Genomic DNA, 16267 nt, shown 5'->3' with positions numbered 1-16267 from the left:
AAGGGCTGTCCCGTAACGCAGCAGGCTGAGGGTCACGCAGCATCCGGGTCGGTGCCGATGGCGCCGGCGGAGCGAAGCGATCGCCCGAGGTCTCCGGTGAGGATGCGGGGGTGTCGCCGCCACCACCACAAATCGGGGCCTGGCAGCTTGTGGAACTGGTCGAGTGCTTGGCCGTCGTCGTCGACGGTCGCGGCCTTGTACCGGTCGTCCAGGGCTTTGATCTGGGGAGTCCAGAGCTGGACGATGTGTTCGTCCAGGAGGATCCACGCCTCGTAGAGCCAGTTTCGGCAATAGAGGTCGTTGGTGTACTCGTAGACGTCGTCGTCGTAGCCGCGCTCGATGATGCTCACCAGCGCGGCCCACGCGTTCACCCTCTCAGCGACTGCGAAGGCCGTCCGCCAGCCGCGCTGGTACAGCAGCTCGCCTACCTCGTGTTCAGCAGCCATGATCGTGAGGCTCTCATGCCGGAACCGTCCGGGCTACTGAGATGCGTCCCGCCAGATCTGGCGATACTCGCGACGGTGATAAAGATGAGACGATCTGTCAGTGGCTGGTGTGATCACGGCGTCGGAGCCGTCCTGGATAACCCCGTTCACCGGCCTGCGCCCGCGCGACTTCCGCAAGCTGATGACAGTGCTGCGTCGCGAGGGCGCTGACACGGGCCGCCCTGGTCGGCCATGGGGTCTGCCCTTCGAGGACCGGGTCCTGCTGGTCGCGGCCTACTGGCGCACCAACCTGACGCTGCGGCAGCTCGCGCCACTGTTCGGGGTGTCCAAGTCGGCGGCTGACCGCATCATCGACCACATCGGCCCGCTGCTCGCGCTCAAGCCGCGGCAACGCTTCCGCAAGGGCACCGTGCTGATCGTGGACGGCACCCTTGTCCCTACCCGTGACCACACGATCGCCGAGCAGTCCAAGAACTACCGGTACTCCACCAACCATCAGGTGGTCATCGACGCCCATACCCGCCTGGTCGTCGCTGTTGGCAAGCCCCTGCCCGGCAACCGGAACGACTGCAAGGCCTGGGAGGAATCCGGCACCAAGGACGCGGTCGGCCGGACCACGACGATCGCTGACGGCGGCTACCCGGGCACCGGCCTGGTCATCCCGCACCGCCGGCCCAAGGGTGGCGAGCTCACCGAGTGGCAGGCCGAGCACAACCGCGAACACAAGCAGGTCCGCGCCCGCGTCGAGCACGTCTTCGCCCGGATGAAGACCTGGAAGATCCTCCGCGACTGCCGCCTCAAGGGCGACGGCGTCCACCACGCCATGCTCGGCATCGCCCGCCTGCACAACCTCCTCCAGGCCGCGTGAGGCGGGCGCCCGCCGAGCATCGCCCCGCGCCCGAGACGCCCGAAGATCAATTACGGGACAACCCTAGGCGCTGTTCGACTTCCTGCGGGCCGACGCCCTGGCCCACTCCTGACCGACCGGCCCCGGTCCGGGATGCCGGCATTCCTCATCCAGTGGCCTGCTGCCCCGCCTGTCCGAGGCCGCAGGCCGGGGCCGACCCGGCGGGTTCGGCGGACTGCGCCGGTCCGTCGACGCCGACTTCGGCGACCTGAGGCAGGACCCTCACGGCGGCCGGGTCGTAGAGCAGCCAGGCGCTCTGCTTGTCCTCGCCCCAGCGGGCGTGGGCGATCCACGGCACGTCCGGGCCCGGGCGGCGGCGCGCGGTAACCACACCCGAGCGCCAGCCTCCCCCGGTCCGTATCCACGCCAGGCGCCAGCACCGGTCCGCGCCGTCCGGGTCGGGTGCGCCCGCGAGTTCGGACGGCAGAGTAATCGCGTCGCACCACGCCCCGTGGAACGGCGCCCGGACCGGCGGACGGTCATCGGGCTGGGGCAGCGGGCGCACCGTCGCCTCGTCGTAGAGGAACCAGCCCCAGGCCTGTTCCCGGGACGCCTGTTCCCGAGACGGGGCCGCGTCGTCGTCCCATCGCACGTGGACCACCCAGCGCGTGCTGCCGGGCGGGCGCCGCCACACCGTGAGCAGCCCCGGCCGCCACCGTCCTGCGAGCCGGATCTCCACCAGGTGCCAGCGCCGCACGTCCCGGGAGGGGCCGGGGAGCGTCATCAGCTCCCGTGGTGCCCGCACGGCGTCGCCCGGCCGCTCGGGCGAGCGGAGGGGGCGGAGGGGGCGGGAGAAGGGGACGTCGGCGGTCACCCCCCATTATTCGATCAGATGTTCGAGTGACCAAACGTCACGGCGGCCCTGCTCTCACATCGCCTCCCAGGGCAGGTCCCGGACCCAGGTCCACCGGCCGCTCCCGTCCGGCGCGTACACACTCCGCCCGCCCGGGAAGGCGCAGCCGTCACAGATGACGGCCACCCACGGGTCCGGGTCGTCCGGGTCCACCGGGGTGCTCGTGCCGTCCAGCGGGCCGCCGTGCAGGGTCACCATCGTGGTCATCCCCGCAGGCTAGAAGCGGCGTGCCCGCCGTGTCAGCGGAACGCGAAAGCTCCGCCCGCGCGGCTCACCCGGCCGTCGGGCGGGTAGGGGAAGGGGCGTGAGGCCGTCGTCGAAGTGGCGCTCGCCCGGCCGATCGAACGCCTTCCGGACGGCGCCGGCTGCGACGTGGTGCAGGGGAAACTCGACGGCTCGCGGGCGACCTGCTCGACCGGGCCGGGGGCCCGGGTGTTCAGCCGGCACGGCAAGGACCTCACGACGGCGTTCTCCGACATCGCGGCCGCGGCCGCCCGCCGGCCGCCTCCTACTGGTGCACCTACTCCCGGGCCTGGACCGACACCAAGCACGTCTACGGCCTGTCCATCACCACCGTCGAGAAGACGGCTCTGAACGAGATGCTTGACACCTGCGCCTAGCCACCTGACCCGGTAGGCTGGCCCGCTCCGCGTTCTGTTGGGTGGGCCGGTCCGGTCGACGTCGTATTTTCCCTGCGTAGACGCTTGGGTGGGCCCCTACGGTGTCCGCACCGGCAAATAAACAGGGCAGGTGCTTGAAGGGGTGGGTCTGATGGATGTTCCGCTGGCGGATGCGGTGGCGGCGGCGCGCGACGAACTGTTGGAGGCAGCCGCGAGGGCGGGGGACGACCCGCAGGTGGTGTTCGCGGTGGGGCCGGTGGAGATGGAGTTCGAGGTCGAACTGCGCGCGGACGCCAAGGCGAAGGCCGGGTTCAAGCTGTTCGCGGTGGGGGCAGAGACCGAGGCCGGCCTCTCCCGAGCCCGCACCCACCGCATCGCCTTCACTCTCACCCCCAAGCGCCCCGACGGGGGCGACCTCCTGGTCCATTCCGCCGACCCGGGCCTGGAGGGCCCAGGCGACAGCACCGGGCGTATCGACGGCTGACAATCGGACCGCAGTCGGCTCCCTGGTCCGGCCGCAGCCACGTGGCGGTACGCAGGATTGAGCGGTAGGGGGCGTGGGTGGAGCGGGTACGGCTGGCCGGAGTGAACGGTCCGGGCGGACGCGGATCGGGGTACGCGGTCGGCGGGCGCCTGGTCCTGACCTCCGCGCACGTCACCGGACCCGTCGGTACGAGGGTGAAGGTCTTCCAACCGGCTGGCACCGGCACCGTGGAAGGCCGGGTCGTGTGGGCTGGCACGCCGGGCGGGCGTGACGACGCGGCGCTCGTCCTCGTCGACGACTCGCCGCACTGGCAGCCACCCGCCGATCCCGTCCAGTGGGGGCGGCCGGACACCACCCGCCCCGGCACCGTGTGCGAGACCTGGGGTGTGCCCGACGAGGCCCAGCGCCCCGGCCGCGCCATTGAGGCCGTGCAACTGCACGGGGAGGTGAACCCGGGCAGCGGCTTCGTCGGCAACCAGTACGTCATGGATCTGCGGACTTCCGGCGCGGGGTGGCCGGGCGACGGGACGTCGCCGTGGGGCGGTCTGTCGGGGGCGGCGGTGTTCTGCGACCGCTACCTGACCGGCGTCGTCGCCTCCGACCGCGCCCATTCCTTCCACGGCCGCCTCAACGTCGTCCCCGCCTACGTCCTCCACCACGACCCCGTCTTCCGCACCGCCCTCACGGAACACGGGGGCGGCCGGTCGGGCGGGTTGGAGGCGGTGGAGTTCCAGGACATCGCCGACCCCACCGGCAACCCCGCCACCCGGCGCGCCGCAGTGACACCGGCGGCGCTGCTGGAAGCAGGGCGGGAGATTGTCCCCTTCCACGGCCGCGAGGCTCTGCTCGCCGAACTGGAGGCGTGGTGGCGGCTAGACGGGTTCGGGGCATGGCTGCTGCACGGCCCAGGAGGGCAGGGCAAGACCCGCCTCGCCCACCACCTCGGCCGCGAACTCATCGGCCGGGGCTGGACGGTGTTGTGGCCGCGGGCCGGTGCCCGTCCTGAACAGCTGCTGGAGGTGCGGCGGGCGGCGAAGCCCCTGCTGGTCGTCCTCGACTACGCCGAGACCCGTCCCGGACAACTCGGCGCGCTCGTCGACGCGGCCGCCGACCACCCTGGCACCAGCCCGTTCAAACTCCTGTTGCTCGCCCGCACCGCCGGTGACTGGTGGCAGCAGGCCCGCGACGCCAGCCGGCAGGCCGAGGACCACCTCATCACCGCCCGCACCCACCGCCTCACCCCGTTGGAGGACGACCCCGACCAGCGCGCCGACCACTACCGCGCCGCCGCGCACGCCCTCGCCACCACGCTCCCCACCGTCCCGGGCATGGCCGGGCACGACTGGACCGTAGCCGCCACCACCCTGCAACCGCCCCGGCAGCTGGCCCGGCACAGTGCCTACGGCAATGCGCTTACCCTCCACATGACCGCCCTCGCCGACCTCCTCGACACCGCACATACCGAACCCGCGGACCGAACCGAGGACGAGGACGTACAGGACGTCGAGGACCGGCTGCTCGGCCACGAAGCCCGCTACTGGCACAGCAGCGCCACCGCACGCGGCCTCACACCCGCCCTCAGCATGAACACCCTGCAGACCGCGCTCGCCGCCGCCCACCTCACCGGCGCCACCGACCCCGAACACGCCGACCTGCTGTGGCGGCGCCTGCCCGCACTCGCCGACCAGCCCCGCGACCGCCGCAACCAGGTCACCGCCTGGCTCGCCACCCTCTACCCCACCACGGCCTCGGGAGCGGCGCCCTGGGGGGCTCTGCAGCCCGACCGCCTCGCCGAACGCCACACCGGCCGTACCCTCCTGGCCGACCCCCACCTCGCCGACCAACTCCTCGACGGCGCCGACGACACCCAGACCGAGCAACTTCTCACCGTCTACAGCCGCGCGGCCACCCATCCCGTCTTCCAGGACCGTCTCGACACCCGCCTCACCGACCTCTGCGTCCGCCACCACCGCCGACTCGGCGCACACATCATCACCACCGCCACCCAAACCGACCACCCGGCCCCTCTCACCGCCGCCCTCGACACCCTCGCCACCGACCCCGCCACCCCACTCGACAGCCTCACCGCACTCCACGACCAACTCCCCCACACCAGCCACCGCCTGACTACCACCGCCGCCCGCCTCACCCGCACCCTCGCCGACCGCTACCGCACCCTCACCGACGCGAACCCGGATGCCCACCTCCCTGACCTCGCCAGCATTCTCAACAACCTTTCCCACCGCCTGGGCAAGGTGGGCCGATGGATGGAGGCCCTGACCACCATCGAAGAAGCCGTCGCCATCTGTCGCGCCCTGGCCGAGGCGAACCCCGACGCCTACCTGCCTGACCTCGCTGGGGCCCTCGACACCTTCTCCGTCCGGTTGGGCGAGGCGGGCCGACTGCCGGAGGCCCTGACCGCCAGCGAACAAGCCACCGACCACTACCGCACCCTCGTAGGAGCGAGCCCCGACGCCTACCTGCCCAACCTCGCTACTTCCCTCAACAACCTCTCCATCAATCTCGCCAAGGTGGGCCGACGGATGGAGGCCCTGACCACCATCGAAGAAGCCGTTGCCATCCGCCGCAACCTGGCCGAGGCGAACCCCGACGCCTACCTGCCCAACCTCGCCGCCGCCCTCAACAACCTCTTCGCCCGGCTGGGCGAGGCGGGCCGGTGGGAGGAGGGCCTAGCCGCCGTCGAAGAAGCCGTTGCCATCCGCCGCAACCTGGCCGAGGCGAACCCCGACGCCTACCTGCCCAACCTCGCCAGCGCCCTCAACAACCTCTCCGTCAATCTCGCCAAGGTAGGCCGACGGCCGGAGGCGCTGACCGCCGTTGAAGAGGCCACCGACCACTACCGCGCCCTGGCCGAGGCGAACCCCGACGCCTACCTGCCCGACCTCGCCAGCGCCCTCAACAACCTCTCCGCCCGGCTGGGCGAGGCGGGCCGACTACCGGAGGCCCTGACCGCCGTCGAAGAAGCCGTTGCCATCCGCCGCAATCTGGCCGAGGCGAACCCCGACGCCTACCTGCCCGACCTCGCCAGCGCCCTCAACAACTTCTCCAACCGGCTGGGCGAGGCGGGCCGACTACCGGAGGCCCTGACCGCCGTCGAAGAGGCCACCGACCACTACCGCGCCTTGGTCCAGGCGAACCCCGACGCCTACCTGCCCAACCTCGCCGGCGTCCTCAACAACCTCTCCGTCAATCTCGGTGAGGTGGGTCGGCGGACCCAGGCCCTGACCACCGTCGAAGAAGCCGTCGCCATCCGCCGCACCCTGGCCAAAGCCAACCCGGACGCCTTCGGCCCAGAGCTGCAACGGTCTCTGGATGTGGCGGCCTGGATCGAAGGGCTCGCACCGTAGGCGGGTGAGGTGGCTACCACCGCATGCTCCGGCGGAGGACTATGGCACGTTCGAAATGACGCTCCCCGCCAGCCGGCGCCGACGCCTGGACCACCGCCAAGCGCAAGCAGTTTCGCCAACGATCTAACCCACAGCCAGCTGATCGCGGTCTCCGCCGCTTCGAACCGCTCCAAAGGCGACAAGGGCCCGGATGCCTGGCGCCCGCCGCTGCGGTCGTACTGGTGCACCTACAGCCGCGCCTGGACCGACACCAAGCACGTCTACGGCCTGTCCACTACCACCGCCGAGAAGACGGCGCTGACCGAGATGCTCGACACCTGCCCGCAGTAGCGGCCCATCCTCAGGCCTGTCCGGCCGCCGTCCCGCCCCCGGGACGGCGGCCGGAGGCGCTCCCGGCCTGGTCGAGACGGGGTTGACCCGCGCAGTGCGCCGTGTACCGCCTGGCCGGCTCCGTGAATTCCCTGCCGGAACCCGCTTGACCCGCCGTCTCCCACCACTACCTTCCGACGCCACGGACCACCGAGCGGGCTGCTGGTGACCATCTACATCCGGCAGCCGGGCCCTGGTCCGCACCCATGAACACGGACGTGATGGAGAGGAAGAAGGACATGGTGGACATGAGGCCGCGCGGCGAGGAGCAGGGCGTGGCGGGGTGGGATGGTGTCGAGCGTCGGCGGACTGTGATGCCCGGTTCGACGGGGGTGCGGCGGTCTGGGCGGTCGGCGTGGCGGTCGCCGGACCGGATGCGCGGTCGGATCCTGGTCGGTATCGCCAGGAGCGTGGGCACGATCGTCGTCCTGCGGGTGTTGGGGGCCGCGGCCGAGCACACGGACGTGATATTGCGCTGAGCGCTGGCAGCGGGCGCCGGCATAGGGCGGGTGCCGAGAGCGGTGCCCGCCCGTGCCGGTCCTGCCCGGTCAGTCCCACCATGTCTCGGTGCCGGGGGTATCGCGCGCAAATGGTGACAACTGTCCCGCCGAATCCTGCGGTTCCCCCCAGCTCACCGGCCGGGCTGGTGACAGCTACCGCGCTTCGGCACACGGGCTCTGAGACGGCCGCAGGTACGGTCCGCCCTCCGAGCGGCGAGCATGGAGCGGGCCCGCGCCCCGGCAGGAGCGGGCCCGCTCCTGCCGGGGCGCCGGCTCAGGGGGTCAGGTCGATGACCCGGACCGGCCGACCCTTCCAGCGGACCGGGTCGACGGTCGCGACGACCGCGCCGTCGGGGCGTTCCGGGGTGGGAGCGGCGGCGTAGCAGGTGTGGGCCTCGGCCCAGGTGGTCTCGGCTGCCAGGGAGAGGGCCGCGGCGAGGTCGAGGTCGAGGAGGCCGAGCCGTAGATTGCGCAGGCCCCGAGGAGAACGGGACTGCGGATGTCATAGAACTATTGTTCGATAACTTCTGTGGGTGATCAAACGTCAGCTCCGCCTGCCGCCAGCCGGGCCTACCGTGGAGAGAAGCAGCTCACCCCGTCGGCAGGGAGGTGCGAGATGGCCGGACCGGCAACGATGTGTGCCAGGCCTGCGGGTGCGTGACCGCCTGGCTCGCCTGCTCGGTCGATGGGACCGTCCGACGACCGAGGAGCAGCAGGCCATGATCGAAAGCGCGCCCGAGGCCTTCGCCTGCTTCCTCGGCATCAGGCCGGGCACGCCCGTGGACGGCGACGGGCAGAAGGCGGTGGCACTGCCGTTCTCAGGGTGTCGCGAACGGTGTTCTGAGGGGACAGGGTGAGAGTGGTGTGCGACACCGTCGGGGTTGTCACTGCCCGCTGACGACTGACCAGACTTCCTCCAGCAGGACCTGGTGGTCTTCCCCGTATGCGGCCACGGCGGCGAGGACGGCTTCCACGGATGCCCGGAGCGGGTCCAGCGCGGCGGCGCCGAGCAGCGCGGGCAAGGCCATGTGCGACTGCGACACCCGGCGGGACGGTCCGGGTTCCTCGGTAGGGACCGGTGTGGAGGAGATCGGGGTTCCGGTGGACGAGGAGTTCTCGGGTGGCATCGCCGGGCCGACCGTGCGGCGGGGAGCGCGCGGGTCGCTGGCCAGGGCCTGCCACATGCGCGCGGGATCGTCGAACGGCGGCGGCAGCGGCCTGCCGTCAGTGAGGGCGGTGAGGGCGGCAGCGACCCAGTCGAGGTCGGCAAGGCCGGCCACCGTACACGCCCGTCGGGCGGCGAGCAGTGCCACCTGTCGCTGGATCCGTGGTCCTGCGGCCTCGAGCGCATGGACCAGGGGCGCGTCGAAGGCCAGCAGGCCGCGGACGTTGCCACCGACACCGCGCAGGGCATCGCTCGGCGCTGTTCCGCCCCACTGCCACCGTTCGAGGGCTTCCCGCCGCTGTCGGGTGGCCTCGTCCTGCGCGCGCCGTTCCCGTGCGCGGTCCTCCGCGGTGGGAGGGGGCGGGAGCCGGCGGGCGTAGTCGTGCCAGTAGGCCGCGATCTCGGCGGTCTGCCGCAGGACGCGCTCCGGCCCCGGCGGGGCGGGCCACAACTGCAGGAGGTACCGGTCCACCAGCGGCTCGCCAGGAAGCCTGGTGTCCCGTCCCCGGCCCTCGTCCATGCCATGCGCGCAGTAGCGCACCCGGTAGTCGAGCTCCTCCAGGTCCAGGTCCCAAGTCGCCTCGCCCGCCCACTGCACCAGCCTGCTGCGGTGCGAGGCCGGACGGAAAGAGACCTCGACGATGTCCTCCCAGACCGGATCCAGCGACGGCTCCGTGTCGTGCACCTCGACAGTGAAGCGGACGCTGCCGGTGTGCAGACCGGTCACCAGGAAGAGCGCACCGGGGATTGCCGCGCCGCACAACCCCGCGTCCTGACCCGCGAACGCCTCCGCCAGGCCAGGGCCGGAGCTACCGGGATCACTCTCGACATAGATCTGTCGGTAGTGGACACGCACCTCACCGTCGACCGGCCTGCGCACCGCCATCGCTCTTCCCTCCCCGAAGCCCCGCTCCCCACGGGTATGCGCGGGAAGCGTACAGAGCACCACCGACACGCACCGCCCGACCAGCACACCCACCATTCCGGCAGCGGGGTGGGCCGAGCACGATGACCGCCGCGCAGCAGCCGAGCCCAACCAGGTGCCCAGCCGCCGAGCCCGGCCATACGAGGCCCCCGGCGACTTCACCGCCACCCGCAACCGCCACGCCGACGGGCTGAAGAAGACCGACCGCCCACTCGCCGAGCGGATCCGCGCGCTGCGCCGCCCCACCCAGGCCGCGTGGGCCGCCAACCAGCTAGCCCGCCACCACGGGGACCTCGTCGCCGACCTCCTCGACCTCGGACAGGAGCTGCGGGCCGCCCAGGACCAGCTCGCCGGCGACCGACTGCGCGCTCTGGGTGAACGGCGTCGGCAGCTGGTGCGGGCGCTGCTCGACCGGGCGCGGCGGCTGGCCGAGGAGACCGGGCACCCGCTGAGTGCGGAGGCCGCCGAAGAGGTGCAGCGCACGCTGGACGCGGCGCTCGCCGATCAGGGCGCCGCGGAACGCGTACGCCGTCGGCCGGCTCGTGGTGCCGTTGGAGCCGGTGGCCTGGCCCGGCACGGCGCCCGGCGCTCCGGGCGGGGCGGCGGAAGCCACAGGCGGGCCGGCGGTGGCCGCCCAGGCGAAACCGGCGCGGGGGCGCGGCGCCCGGCCGTCACCGGCGGCCGGTTCGTCGCAGTCACCCCGGGCGGCCGAAGCAGCAGCCGGTCGGACAAAGCGGTCCGAGGCCGGGCAGCGCCGGAGCGACCGGGAACGCGAGCGCGCGCTGGAGCAGGCGCGCCGGGAGGGAGGGGCGGCGGAGGTGGCCGAGCGGGAGGCGGCCGGCCGTCGCGATGGCGCCGAGCGGGTGCTCGCCGACGCCGAGTCCGCCCGACGCCAGGCCCGGGAGCAGGCAGAGCGGGCCCGCGACGCGCTCGTCGCCGCCGAGCGGCGTGATGAGCGCGCCCGGGAAGTTCTCGCCCGGGCCGAGGAGCGGGTGCTCGCCACGCAGGAGGAGGCGAGGCGGGCCAAGGACCGGGCGGGGCAGGCGAGCGAGGCGGCCGTGGCCGCGGCCGAGCGTCTGCGGGATCTGGAGGCCGGCGGCCGCACGGGCCGGTGAACGATCAGCCGGCCGTGCGGGACGCCGGGGGTTTGGGCGGGCGGGGTGATGCGCAGGCGTGGGGTAGGCCGTCGTCGCCGCCTCCGAGCGGGGCCCAGCAGGGCAGCGACGCCCGTCGGCCCAGCACCGCGTGCGAGCCGCGGGCCCGGCGGTGACCCTGGCGGTGAGCCGTCTGCCGCTGCCGGACGCGGCCCGCGGTGCGAGGAAGGGAGGCCGTGATGGCCCGACCCGTGTGGACCGGGGTGTTGACCTTCGGGCTGGTCACCGTGCCGGTCGCCCTCTACACCGCCACCTCCAGCCACGACGTGCGCTTCCACCAGCTGCAGCGTGGCACCTCCGACCGGGTCCGCACCAAGCGCGTGAACGAGCGCACGAACGAAGAGGTCGAGTTCTCGGAGATCGTGAAGGGCTACGAGGTCGCCGAGGGCGAGTACGTGATCGTGGAACCGGAGGAGCTGGAGCAGATCTCTCCCGGCCGCTCGCGCACCATCGACATCGCCGGCTTCGTCGACCTCGCCGACGTCGACCCGATCTTCTTCGACAAGACCTACTACCTCGGCCCGCGCGGCACCGAGTACCAGAAGGTCTACGCGCTCCTCGTCGAAGCCCTCGACCACGCCGGCAAGGCCGGGCTGGCGATGTTCGCGATGCGCGGCAAGGAGTACCTCACCGCGGTGCGCTCCGAGCAGGGAATGCTGGAGCTGCACACCATGCACTTCGCCGACGAGGTCCGCGACGCCCGCACCGAGGTCGGCGACCTGCCGGAGAAGGTCAAGCTCTCCGCCCAGGAGCTCAAGACCGCCGAGCAGCTGATCGGCATGCTCGCGATCGACTGGAAGCCCGAGGACTGGCACGACACCTACGAGGAGCAGGTGAAGAAGCTCGTCGAGGACAAGCTCGCCGGCCGCGAGATCGCCGTCTCCACCGGCCCCGCCCCCGAGGCCACCAACGTCATCGACCTCATGGACGCCCTGCGCCGCAGCCTCGAAGGCGCCCGCAAACCCGCCGACGAAGGCGCGACCGAGCAGCCGAGAAAGACCACCGGCCGGGCCAAGGGCGCCCGCACCGGCCACTCCCCCAAGGCAGCCGGCGGCAAGAAGAGCACCTCCACGAAGGCCTCCACCGGCAAGAGCACCACGAAGCGCACCAGCGCCACGGGCAAGCGCCAGCTGTCCGCTCTCACCAAGACCGAGCTATACCAGCGCGCCACCCACCTCGACATCCCCGGCCGCTCCACCATGACCCGCGACCAACTCCAGCACGCCCTCGAAGAAGCCAGCCGACCTCGGCGCGCATCCTGACCCGCCAGGGCATCGGTGCGCACGGGCGAGCAGGGCAGGACGTCATGAGACGACGCGGCCGACGGGGTGCGATGCACTGCCCGGTTGTCGGCCGCGGGACCTCAGGAGGTGCCGGTCGCTACAGGTCGGCCAGGTGGCCGCGGAAGACGGCTTCGAGGTCGGCCACGGTGTGCTGGGTCAGAACCCCGTCGTCGAGGCCGGCTTCCAGCCCGATCTCCGAGTTGAACTCGACCGCGGCGCCAGGTGGCAGGAGCTCCTCGCATACCCAGTGGGCGAACTCGGCCGCGACGGCGGCGGTGGCGTCCTTGAGGGACACGCCCTCGTGGTCGCCGGCGGCGCCCGCGCCGATGCCCTCGTGGGTCACGCCGGCGACGGTGAAGTCGAACCACCAGCTGTGTTCGCTGCGCGGCCCGTAGGCCCCGCCGTCGGCCTTGGTGTGCACGAAGGCGTTCTCGCCCTCCCGGCGGCGCAGTGCCTCGGTGAAGCGGCCGGCGTCCAGGCGCCAGGTGCCGCCAGCGGGCGGGGTGAAGATGAACATGGTTCTGTCGTCCTCCTCGATGGAGAACGGGTAGGGCTGCTCGGGGGCCATGCGGTGGGCGCCTCAGTTCTCTAGACCGTGCCGGGGGACGGGACGGTGGGGGTGGCGTTGGTGGTGAGCGGTCCGGGCGGGACGTAGCGGGCGTACCCCTTCGCCCCGTTGAGTGCCAGCATCACGTTCCAGTAGGGCACGGTGTTGGGGTCGTTGGTGACGATCTCCACGCCGCGCAGCTGGGCGTTGCGGGGGTCGTTCATGGCGGCGGCGTACTTCTGGAGCTCCTCGTCGTCCTTCTCGAAGAAGAACTTGGGCTTGGACCTCCTCTCCCCTCGCTGGGACTTCTCCAGCTCGTCCAGCGTGCGGTAGCACTTGGCGGGGTCGCGCACGTACTTGGCCTCGACGATCATGCCGTCGCTCTCCCGCAGGCCGTCGGCCATGATGTACGGCTCCCTGCCGGCCTTCAGCGGCACGATGGGGATCTGGTACTCGGGGTAGCCGGCGACGTCCCATTGGTAGTACTTGTCGGCTGGGGAGCCGCCCGAGAAGCCACCGGTCGTCAGCCCGGACTTCCACTGCTGGAAGGCGGCGAGCTCGGTGGGGGTCAGTGGCGGGTACCCCGGCTTCGGCGGAACGGGCGGCGGGACCGGGGTGCGCTGGGGGATCGCCGGGTTGACGGGGGTGTAGACGGCCGGGACCAGCGGCATCGGACCGGGCAGCGGAAGCGGGATCCGGGGCAGCGGCACCACCCAGGGGAAGCCGGGCCCTGGCGGCGCCGGCGGGGCGGGCTGCCCCTGGGGGACCTTGACGCGCTGCTGGGTGCTGTCCAGGACGTGCGCGGTTTCCCCCAGGGACAGGATCTGCGTGTCGGCGAGGACCTTGGACTTCAGGCCGCCGTCGTTCCCGTTGCCTCCGAAGATCGGGTTGTCCCACGGCGCGTCGAAGAGGCCGTTGAAGGCGCTGGCGCTGTCCTCGATGTGCTTCGCGTAGCTCTCGCAGGCGCCGCCCAGCTGCCGGCACGCGGAGGCGAGGTTCGCCAGCAGGGTGTGGTCGTCGCCCGGCCGCGCCGGATAGTCCTGCTTGCCGATGAACGCGATGAAGAAATCGTTGATCGCCTTGGCGGTCGGGCCCTCGTGGATCCCGCCGACGGTGCGCCACGCGTCCTGGGCGTCGGACAGCGCCTGCACGACGAGCCGGTGAGCGGCCTGCCAGGTCTGCGCGGCCTTCCGCAGGCCGCCCGCGTCACCGCGGAACCGCTCCCCCCAGACCCACTTGTCGACACCGCCGGTCCGGCCGACCGACTCACCCAGCTGCTCGCCGATCCCCCGCGGATCGGGGGCGCACTGGCCGGCCGTCTGCCACGGCTTGGACAGGTCGGGTCCCCCGGTCGCGGCACCGTTCATCTCCAGCAGCTTGCCCGCCACCGAGTCCTCGGCGGCCAGGTAGTTGGTGGCGTTGGCGAGCAGCGTCTCCGCGCCCTTGCCCACGAAGTGGCACGCGTTCGCGAGCTGGTTGACGGTCGTCTTCGCGGCCGGCTTGTAGACCTTCGCGAAGACCGCGCCCGCCTCGTCGTCCCCGATCATGGCGCCCACCGCGGCCAGCTCCCGCGCCAACAGGGTCACGGTCTCGAGAAGCGACTGGGAGACCTGGTGCATCTCCCACGAGCCACCGACCAGAGCCCGCACATCGACCTTGTACCCGCCGTCCATCGGCCCCCACTTCAGCACCCCGGCAAGGACTTCATGCTACGAAGGCGAACCAGGCTGCGGCGGGCCCTCGAGGAATTCCGTCCGGATCTCTGTGGCGCTCAGCCAGCCGCCCCGCACAGCCGTCGCCCGTCAGCATCCCAACCACCACTGACACCAGATCCTGCTCAACCGCCGCGGCGGGCAGGCTGTGCCCCTTGATCCCCCACTGCAGCCGACGAGGGCGGGGCCCTACCTGCGGCGATTGGCTCCGCTGTTGCCACCTAGTGTTTCCGGCCCGGAAACAGAGGCGCAACGGCTCGCGGCAGCGCCATTCTGTGATGCACCGTCAGACCGCTCCGGCTGGCGGGCAAGGTCGTGGCCGACGCGGGTCGCCACGGATCGAGGAGGTTCAAGGTGCAGCGTGCGCTGCTGTCGCCCAGGGCGGCTCTGGTGCTGATGATCGGCATGCTCGCAGGTATCGGTGCGGGGATCCTGGCCGCTGCGGGGGGAGTGCACCTGGCCCAGTGCGTCCTGTATGGCGTCGGCGCCTTCGGCGTCAGCGTTCCGGTCGTCAACCAGCTCGTCGCCGGCCCCGAGAAGGAGCCCACGGACACGACGTCCACGTCCTGACCCCGGCGCGGCCCGGGAACTCCGGTTCCCGGGCCACGGCCCGTCCGATACTGCGAGGATGGTGGCGTCGTGGAGACCCATGAGACACCGGGAGGTAGCCGAGTGGGGAGCCTCCAGCCGTTGAACCCGGATCTGAACGAGGAGTGCCGCGCCTTCGCCGAGGCCCTGCGCAGCTTGTTCGCGGGACTTCGGCCTGCCGTGTCGATGCGCCGATACAGCGCCCGTCGGCACCTGAGCCCGGGAGCGCTCTCCCGCTATCTGTCCGGTCAGCGGATCCCGCCCTGGCAGTTCGTCCAGGACCTGCTCACCGATGTCGGCGCCGACCGCGGCAGCGTCGCGACCATGGAAACGATCGAGCTGCTGCGCTCCCTGCACGCGGCCGCGCAGCGGACCAGCGCCTCCGTCTACCACGCTGTGCAGCAGCTGCAGTTCCAGCTGGCCGAGGCCGATCGCCTGTCCAGGCGGTCCGCCGCCCACAGCGACGTCCTGGGCGAGGCTTTGCTCGACAAGAACCACCGCATCGCCGACCTGGAGCTGCGCCTCAACCAATTGGAGATCGACTGGGCGCGGGAACGCGCCCGCGCGGACGAGGTCACCATCTACGCCGGCAACCGAGACGATCTACTGCTCGAAAGACAGGCGCTGAAGAAAGAAGTCACCCGTCTCGAAGGCGAGCTGGCGGAGGCGCTTCGCCGGCAGCTCGCCGCCGAAGCGCGCTGCGAGCTGCTGGAGCGCCAGCTGGTCGCAGCCGAGCAGCAGGCCGGCGAGGACCCACCGCGCCTCGAGCCCCCAATCCCCGCCGGGACCCCCGCCAGCAGGCCCAGGGTCCTCATCGTCGACGACCAGCCCGCGAACCTGGTCGCGCTCGAAGCCGTCCTCGCGGCCGGCGACTGGGAGGTCCTGGCCGTCGCGTCCGGCCCGGACGCCCTGAAGGCGCTCCTCCAGCACAACGACATCGCTGTGATCATCCTGGATGTGCAGATGCCCGGGATGGACGGCTACGAGACGGCCGTCCAGATCAAGAACCGCGCGCAGACCCGCGACATCCCGATCATCTTCGTCACCGCGATCGGCGACAGCGCCGAGAACTCGCTACGCGGCTACGGCGCCGGGGCCGTCGACTTCATCGTCAAGCCGCTCGACCCCTGGGTCCTGCGCGCCAAGGTCACCGTCCTGACCGGCATGTACCTCAACTACCGCGGCACACCCCGCACCAGGGTTCCCGACTATCCCGAGAACAGCTGGCTCCTGCCCGCCGCCCGCCAGCCTTCCTGACTGACCGAGTGGACCGTCGGGTCTGCACACCTCCGGCACCTGGACAGACAAGGGGTCCACTGCTGTGGCCCTCCAAGCTCCGTGGCGTC

Annotated in this window: 15 protein-coding genes and 2 pseudogenes; 9 read left to right on the top strand and 8 right to left on the bottom strand. The window is 71.7% G+C overall.

Translation table 11 applies throughout. The annotated features are described in order from the left end of the window. Positions 1–32: 32 nt before the first annotated feature. Positions 33–446: a hypothetical protein gene (locus ACFZBX_RS33660; protein ID WP_391537597.1), complete on the bottom strand. Its 414-nt coding sequence runs from the start codon at positions 444–446 to the stop codon at positions 33–35. A gap of 100 nt (positions 447–546) precedes the next feature. Here ACFZBX_RS33660 and ACFZBX_RS33655 point away from each other — a divergent pair, with 100 nt between their 5' ends. Continuing rightward, positions 547–1314 carry a transposase gene (locus tag ACFZBX_RS33655; RefSeq protein ID WP_391537596.1) on the top strand — a complete coding sequence of 256 codons (768 nt, stop codon included), beginning with the start codon at positions 547–549 and terminating at the stop codon, positions 1312–1314. 145 nt (positions 1315–1459) lie between these two features. Here ACFZBX_RS33655 and ACFZBX_RS33650 read toward each other — a convergent pair whose 3' ends face one another. Together ACFZBX_RS33650 and ACFZBX_RS33645 are read right to left on the bottom strand one after the other, a co-directional pair. Further along, complete coding sequence (locus tag ACFZBX_RS33650; RefSeq protein WP_391537595.1) at positions 1460–2167, bottom strand: hypothetical protein; 708 nt, start codon at positions 2165–2167, stop codon at positions 1460–1462. A gap of 54 nt (positions 2168–2221) precedes the next feature. Beyond that, a complete protein-coding gene (locus tag ACFZBX_RS33645) occupies positions 2222–2413 on the bottom strand; it encodes a hypothetical protein (RefSeq protein WP_391537594.1) in 192 nt (63 codons plus the stop codon). 564 nt (positions 2414–2977) lie between these two features. Here ACFZBX_RS33645 and ACFZBX_RS33640 point away from each other — a divergent pair. From ACFZBX_RS33640 to ACFZBX_RS33625, 4 genes and pseudogenes are all read left to right on the top strand, one after another. After that, complete coding sequence (locus tag ACFZBX_RS33640; RefSeq protein ID WP_391537593.1) at positions 2978–3310, top strand: trypco2 family protein; 333 nt, start codon at positions 2978–2980, stop codon at positions 3308–3310. A gap of 242 nt (positions 3311–3552) precedes the next feature. Next, positions 3553–6678, top strand: a complete 3126-nt coding sequence (locus ACFZBX_RS33635; protein WP_391537592.1) for a tetratricopeptide repeat protein — start codon at positions 3553–3555, stop codon at positions 6676–6678. A 71-nt stretch (positions 6679–6749) separates the two neighbouring features. Continuing rightward, positions 6750–7008: pseudogene (locus ACFZBX_RS33630) on the top strand (HNH endonuclease); the annotation flags it as partial. Positions 7009–7253: 245 nt separating this feature from the next. Continuing rightward, positions 7254–7526 (top strand): hypothetical protein, encoded by a 273-nt coding sequence (locus ACFZBX_RS33625; protein WP_391537591.1) that lies wholly within the window; start codon positions 7254–7256, stop codon positions 7524–7526. A gap of 295 nt (positions 7527–7821) precedes the next feature. Here ACFZBX_RS33625 and ACFZBX_RS33620 read toward each other — a convergent pair. The 3 genes and pseudogenes from ACFZBX_RS33620 to ACFZBX_RS33610 all read right to left on the bottom strand — a co-directional run. Then, positions 7822–8001 (bottom strand): annotated as a pseudogene (locus ACFZBX_RS33620) (hypothetical protein); the annotation flags it as partial. Between the two features lie 430 nt (positions 8002–8431). Then, entirely contained in the window at positions 8432–9598 is a 1167-nt protein-coding gene (locus tag ACFZBX_RS33615; protein WP_391537590.1) for a hypothetical protein, read from the bottom strand. 310 nt (positions 9599–9908) lie between these two features. Further along, on the bottom strand, positions 9909–10214 hold the full coding sequence (locus ACFZBX_RS33610) for a hypothetical protein (RefSeq protein ID WP_391537589.1): 306 nt from the start codon (positions 10212–10214) through the stop codon (positions 9909–9911). 241 nt (positions 10215–10455) lie between these two features. Here ACFZBX_RS33610 and ACFZBX_RS33605 point away from each other — a divergent pair, with 241 nt between their 5' ends. Then, positions 10456–10752, top strand: a complete 297-nt coding sequence (locus ACFZBX_RS33605; protein ID WP_391537588.1) for a hypothetical protein — start codon at positions 10456–10458, stop codon at positions 10750–10752. A 218-nt stretch (positions 10753–10970) separates the two neighbouring features. Further along, the gene (locus ACFZBX_RS33600; RefSeq protein ID WP_391537587.1) at positions 10971–12053 is read left to right on the top strand and encodes a Ku protein; all 1083 of its coding nucleotides are present in this window, start codon (positions 10971–10973) and stop codon (positions 12051–12053) included. 118 nt (positions 12054–12171) lie between these two features. Here the strand turns inward: ACFZBX_RS33600 and ACFZBX_RS33595 are convergent, their stop codons facing one another. Together ACFZBX_RS33595 and ACFZBX_RS33590 are read right to left on the bottom strand one after the other, a co-directional pair. Further along, positions 12172–12642: a hypothetical protein gene (locus ACFZBX_RS33595; RefSeq protein WP_391537586.1), complete on the bottom strand. Its 471-nt coding sequence runs from the start codon at positions 12640–12642 to the stop codon at positions 12172–12174. Positions 12643–12662: 20 nt separating this feature from the next. Next, positions 12663–14294 carry a restriction endonuclease fold toxin-2 domain-containing protein gene (locus ACFZBX_RS33590; RefSeq protein WP_391537585.1) on the bottom strand — a complete coding sequence of 544 codons (1632 nt, stop codon included), beginning with the start codon at positions 14292–14294 and terminating at the stop codon, positions 12663–12665. Positions 14295–14687: 393 nt separating this feature from the next. Here ACFZBX_RS33590 and ACFZBX_RS33585 point away from each other — a divergent pair, with 393 nt between their 5' ends. Both ACFZBX_RS33585 and ACFZBX_RS33580 read left to right on the top strand, forming a co-directional pair. Then, positions 14688–14903 carry a hypothetical protein gene (locus ACFZBX_RS33585; RefSeq protein WP_391537584.1) on the top strand — a complete coding sequence of 72 codons (216 nt, stop codon included), beginning with the start codon at positions 14688–14690 and terminating at the stop codon, positions 14901–14903. 120 nt (positions 14904–15023) lie between these two features. Further along, entirely contained in the window at positions 15024–16178 is a 1155-nt protein-coding gene (locus tag ACFZBX_RS33580) for a response regulator (RefSeq protein ID WP_391537583.1), read from the top strand. Positions 16179–16267 lie beyond the last annotated feature (89 nt).

It is taken from the genome of Kitasatospora sp. NPDC008115 (assembly GCF_042957205.1).
GTDB lineage: Bacteria > Actinomycetota > Actinomycetes > Streptomycetales > Streptomycetaceae > Kitasatospora.
This window is presented reverse-complemented; position numbering and strand designations above follow the sequence as displayed.

What these genes read in the sequence shown, in the direction of transcription:
- ACFZBX_RS33660 (WP_391537597.1), bottom strand. Translation starts at nt 446, where the DNA reads ATGGCTGCTGAACACGAGGTAGGCGAGCTGCTGTACCAGCGCGGCTGG.
- ACFZBX_RS33645 (WP_391537594.1), bottom strand. Translation starts at nt 2,413, where the DNA reads ATGACCACGATGGTGACCCTGCACGGCGGCCCGCTGGACGGCACGAGC.
- ACFZBX_RS33640 (WP_391537593.1), top strand. Translation starts at nt 2,978, where the DNA reads ATGGATGTTCCGCTGGCGGATGCGGTGGCGGCGGCGCGCGACGAACTG.
- ACFZBX_RS33625 (WP_391537591.1), top strand. Translation starts at nt 7,254, where the DNA reads ATGAACACGGACGTGATGGAGAGGAAGAAGGACATGGTGGACATGAGG.
- ACFZBX_RS33615 (WP_391537590.1), bottom strand. Translation starts at nt 9,598, where the DNA reads ATGGCGGTGCGCAGGCCGGTCGACGGTGAGGTGCGTGTCCACTACCGA.
- ACFZBX_RS33600 (WP_391537587.1), top strand. Translation starts at nt 10,971, where the DNA reads ATGGCCCGACCCGTGTGGACCGGGGTGTTGACCTTCGGGCTGGTCACC.
- ACFZBX_RS33595 (WP_391537586.1), bottom strand. Translation starts at nt 12,642, where the DNA reads ATGGCCCCCGAGCAGCCCTACCCGTTCTCCATCGAGGAGGACGACAGA.
- ACFZBX_RS33590 (WP_391537585.1), bottom strand. Translation starts at nt 14,294, where the DNA reads ATGGACGGCGGGTACAAGGTCGATGTGCGGGCTCTGGTCGGTGGCTCG.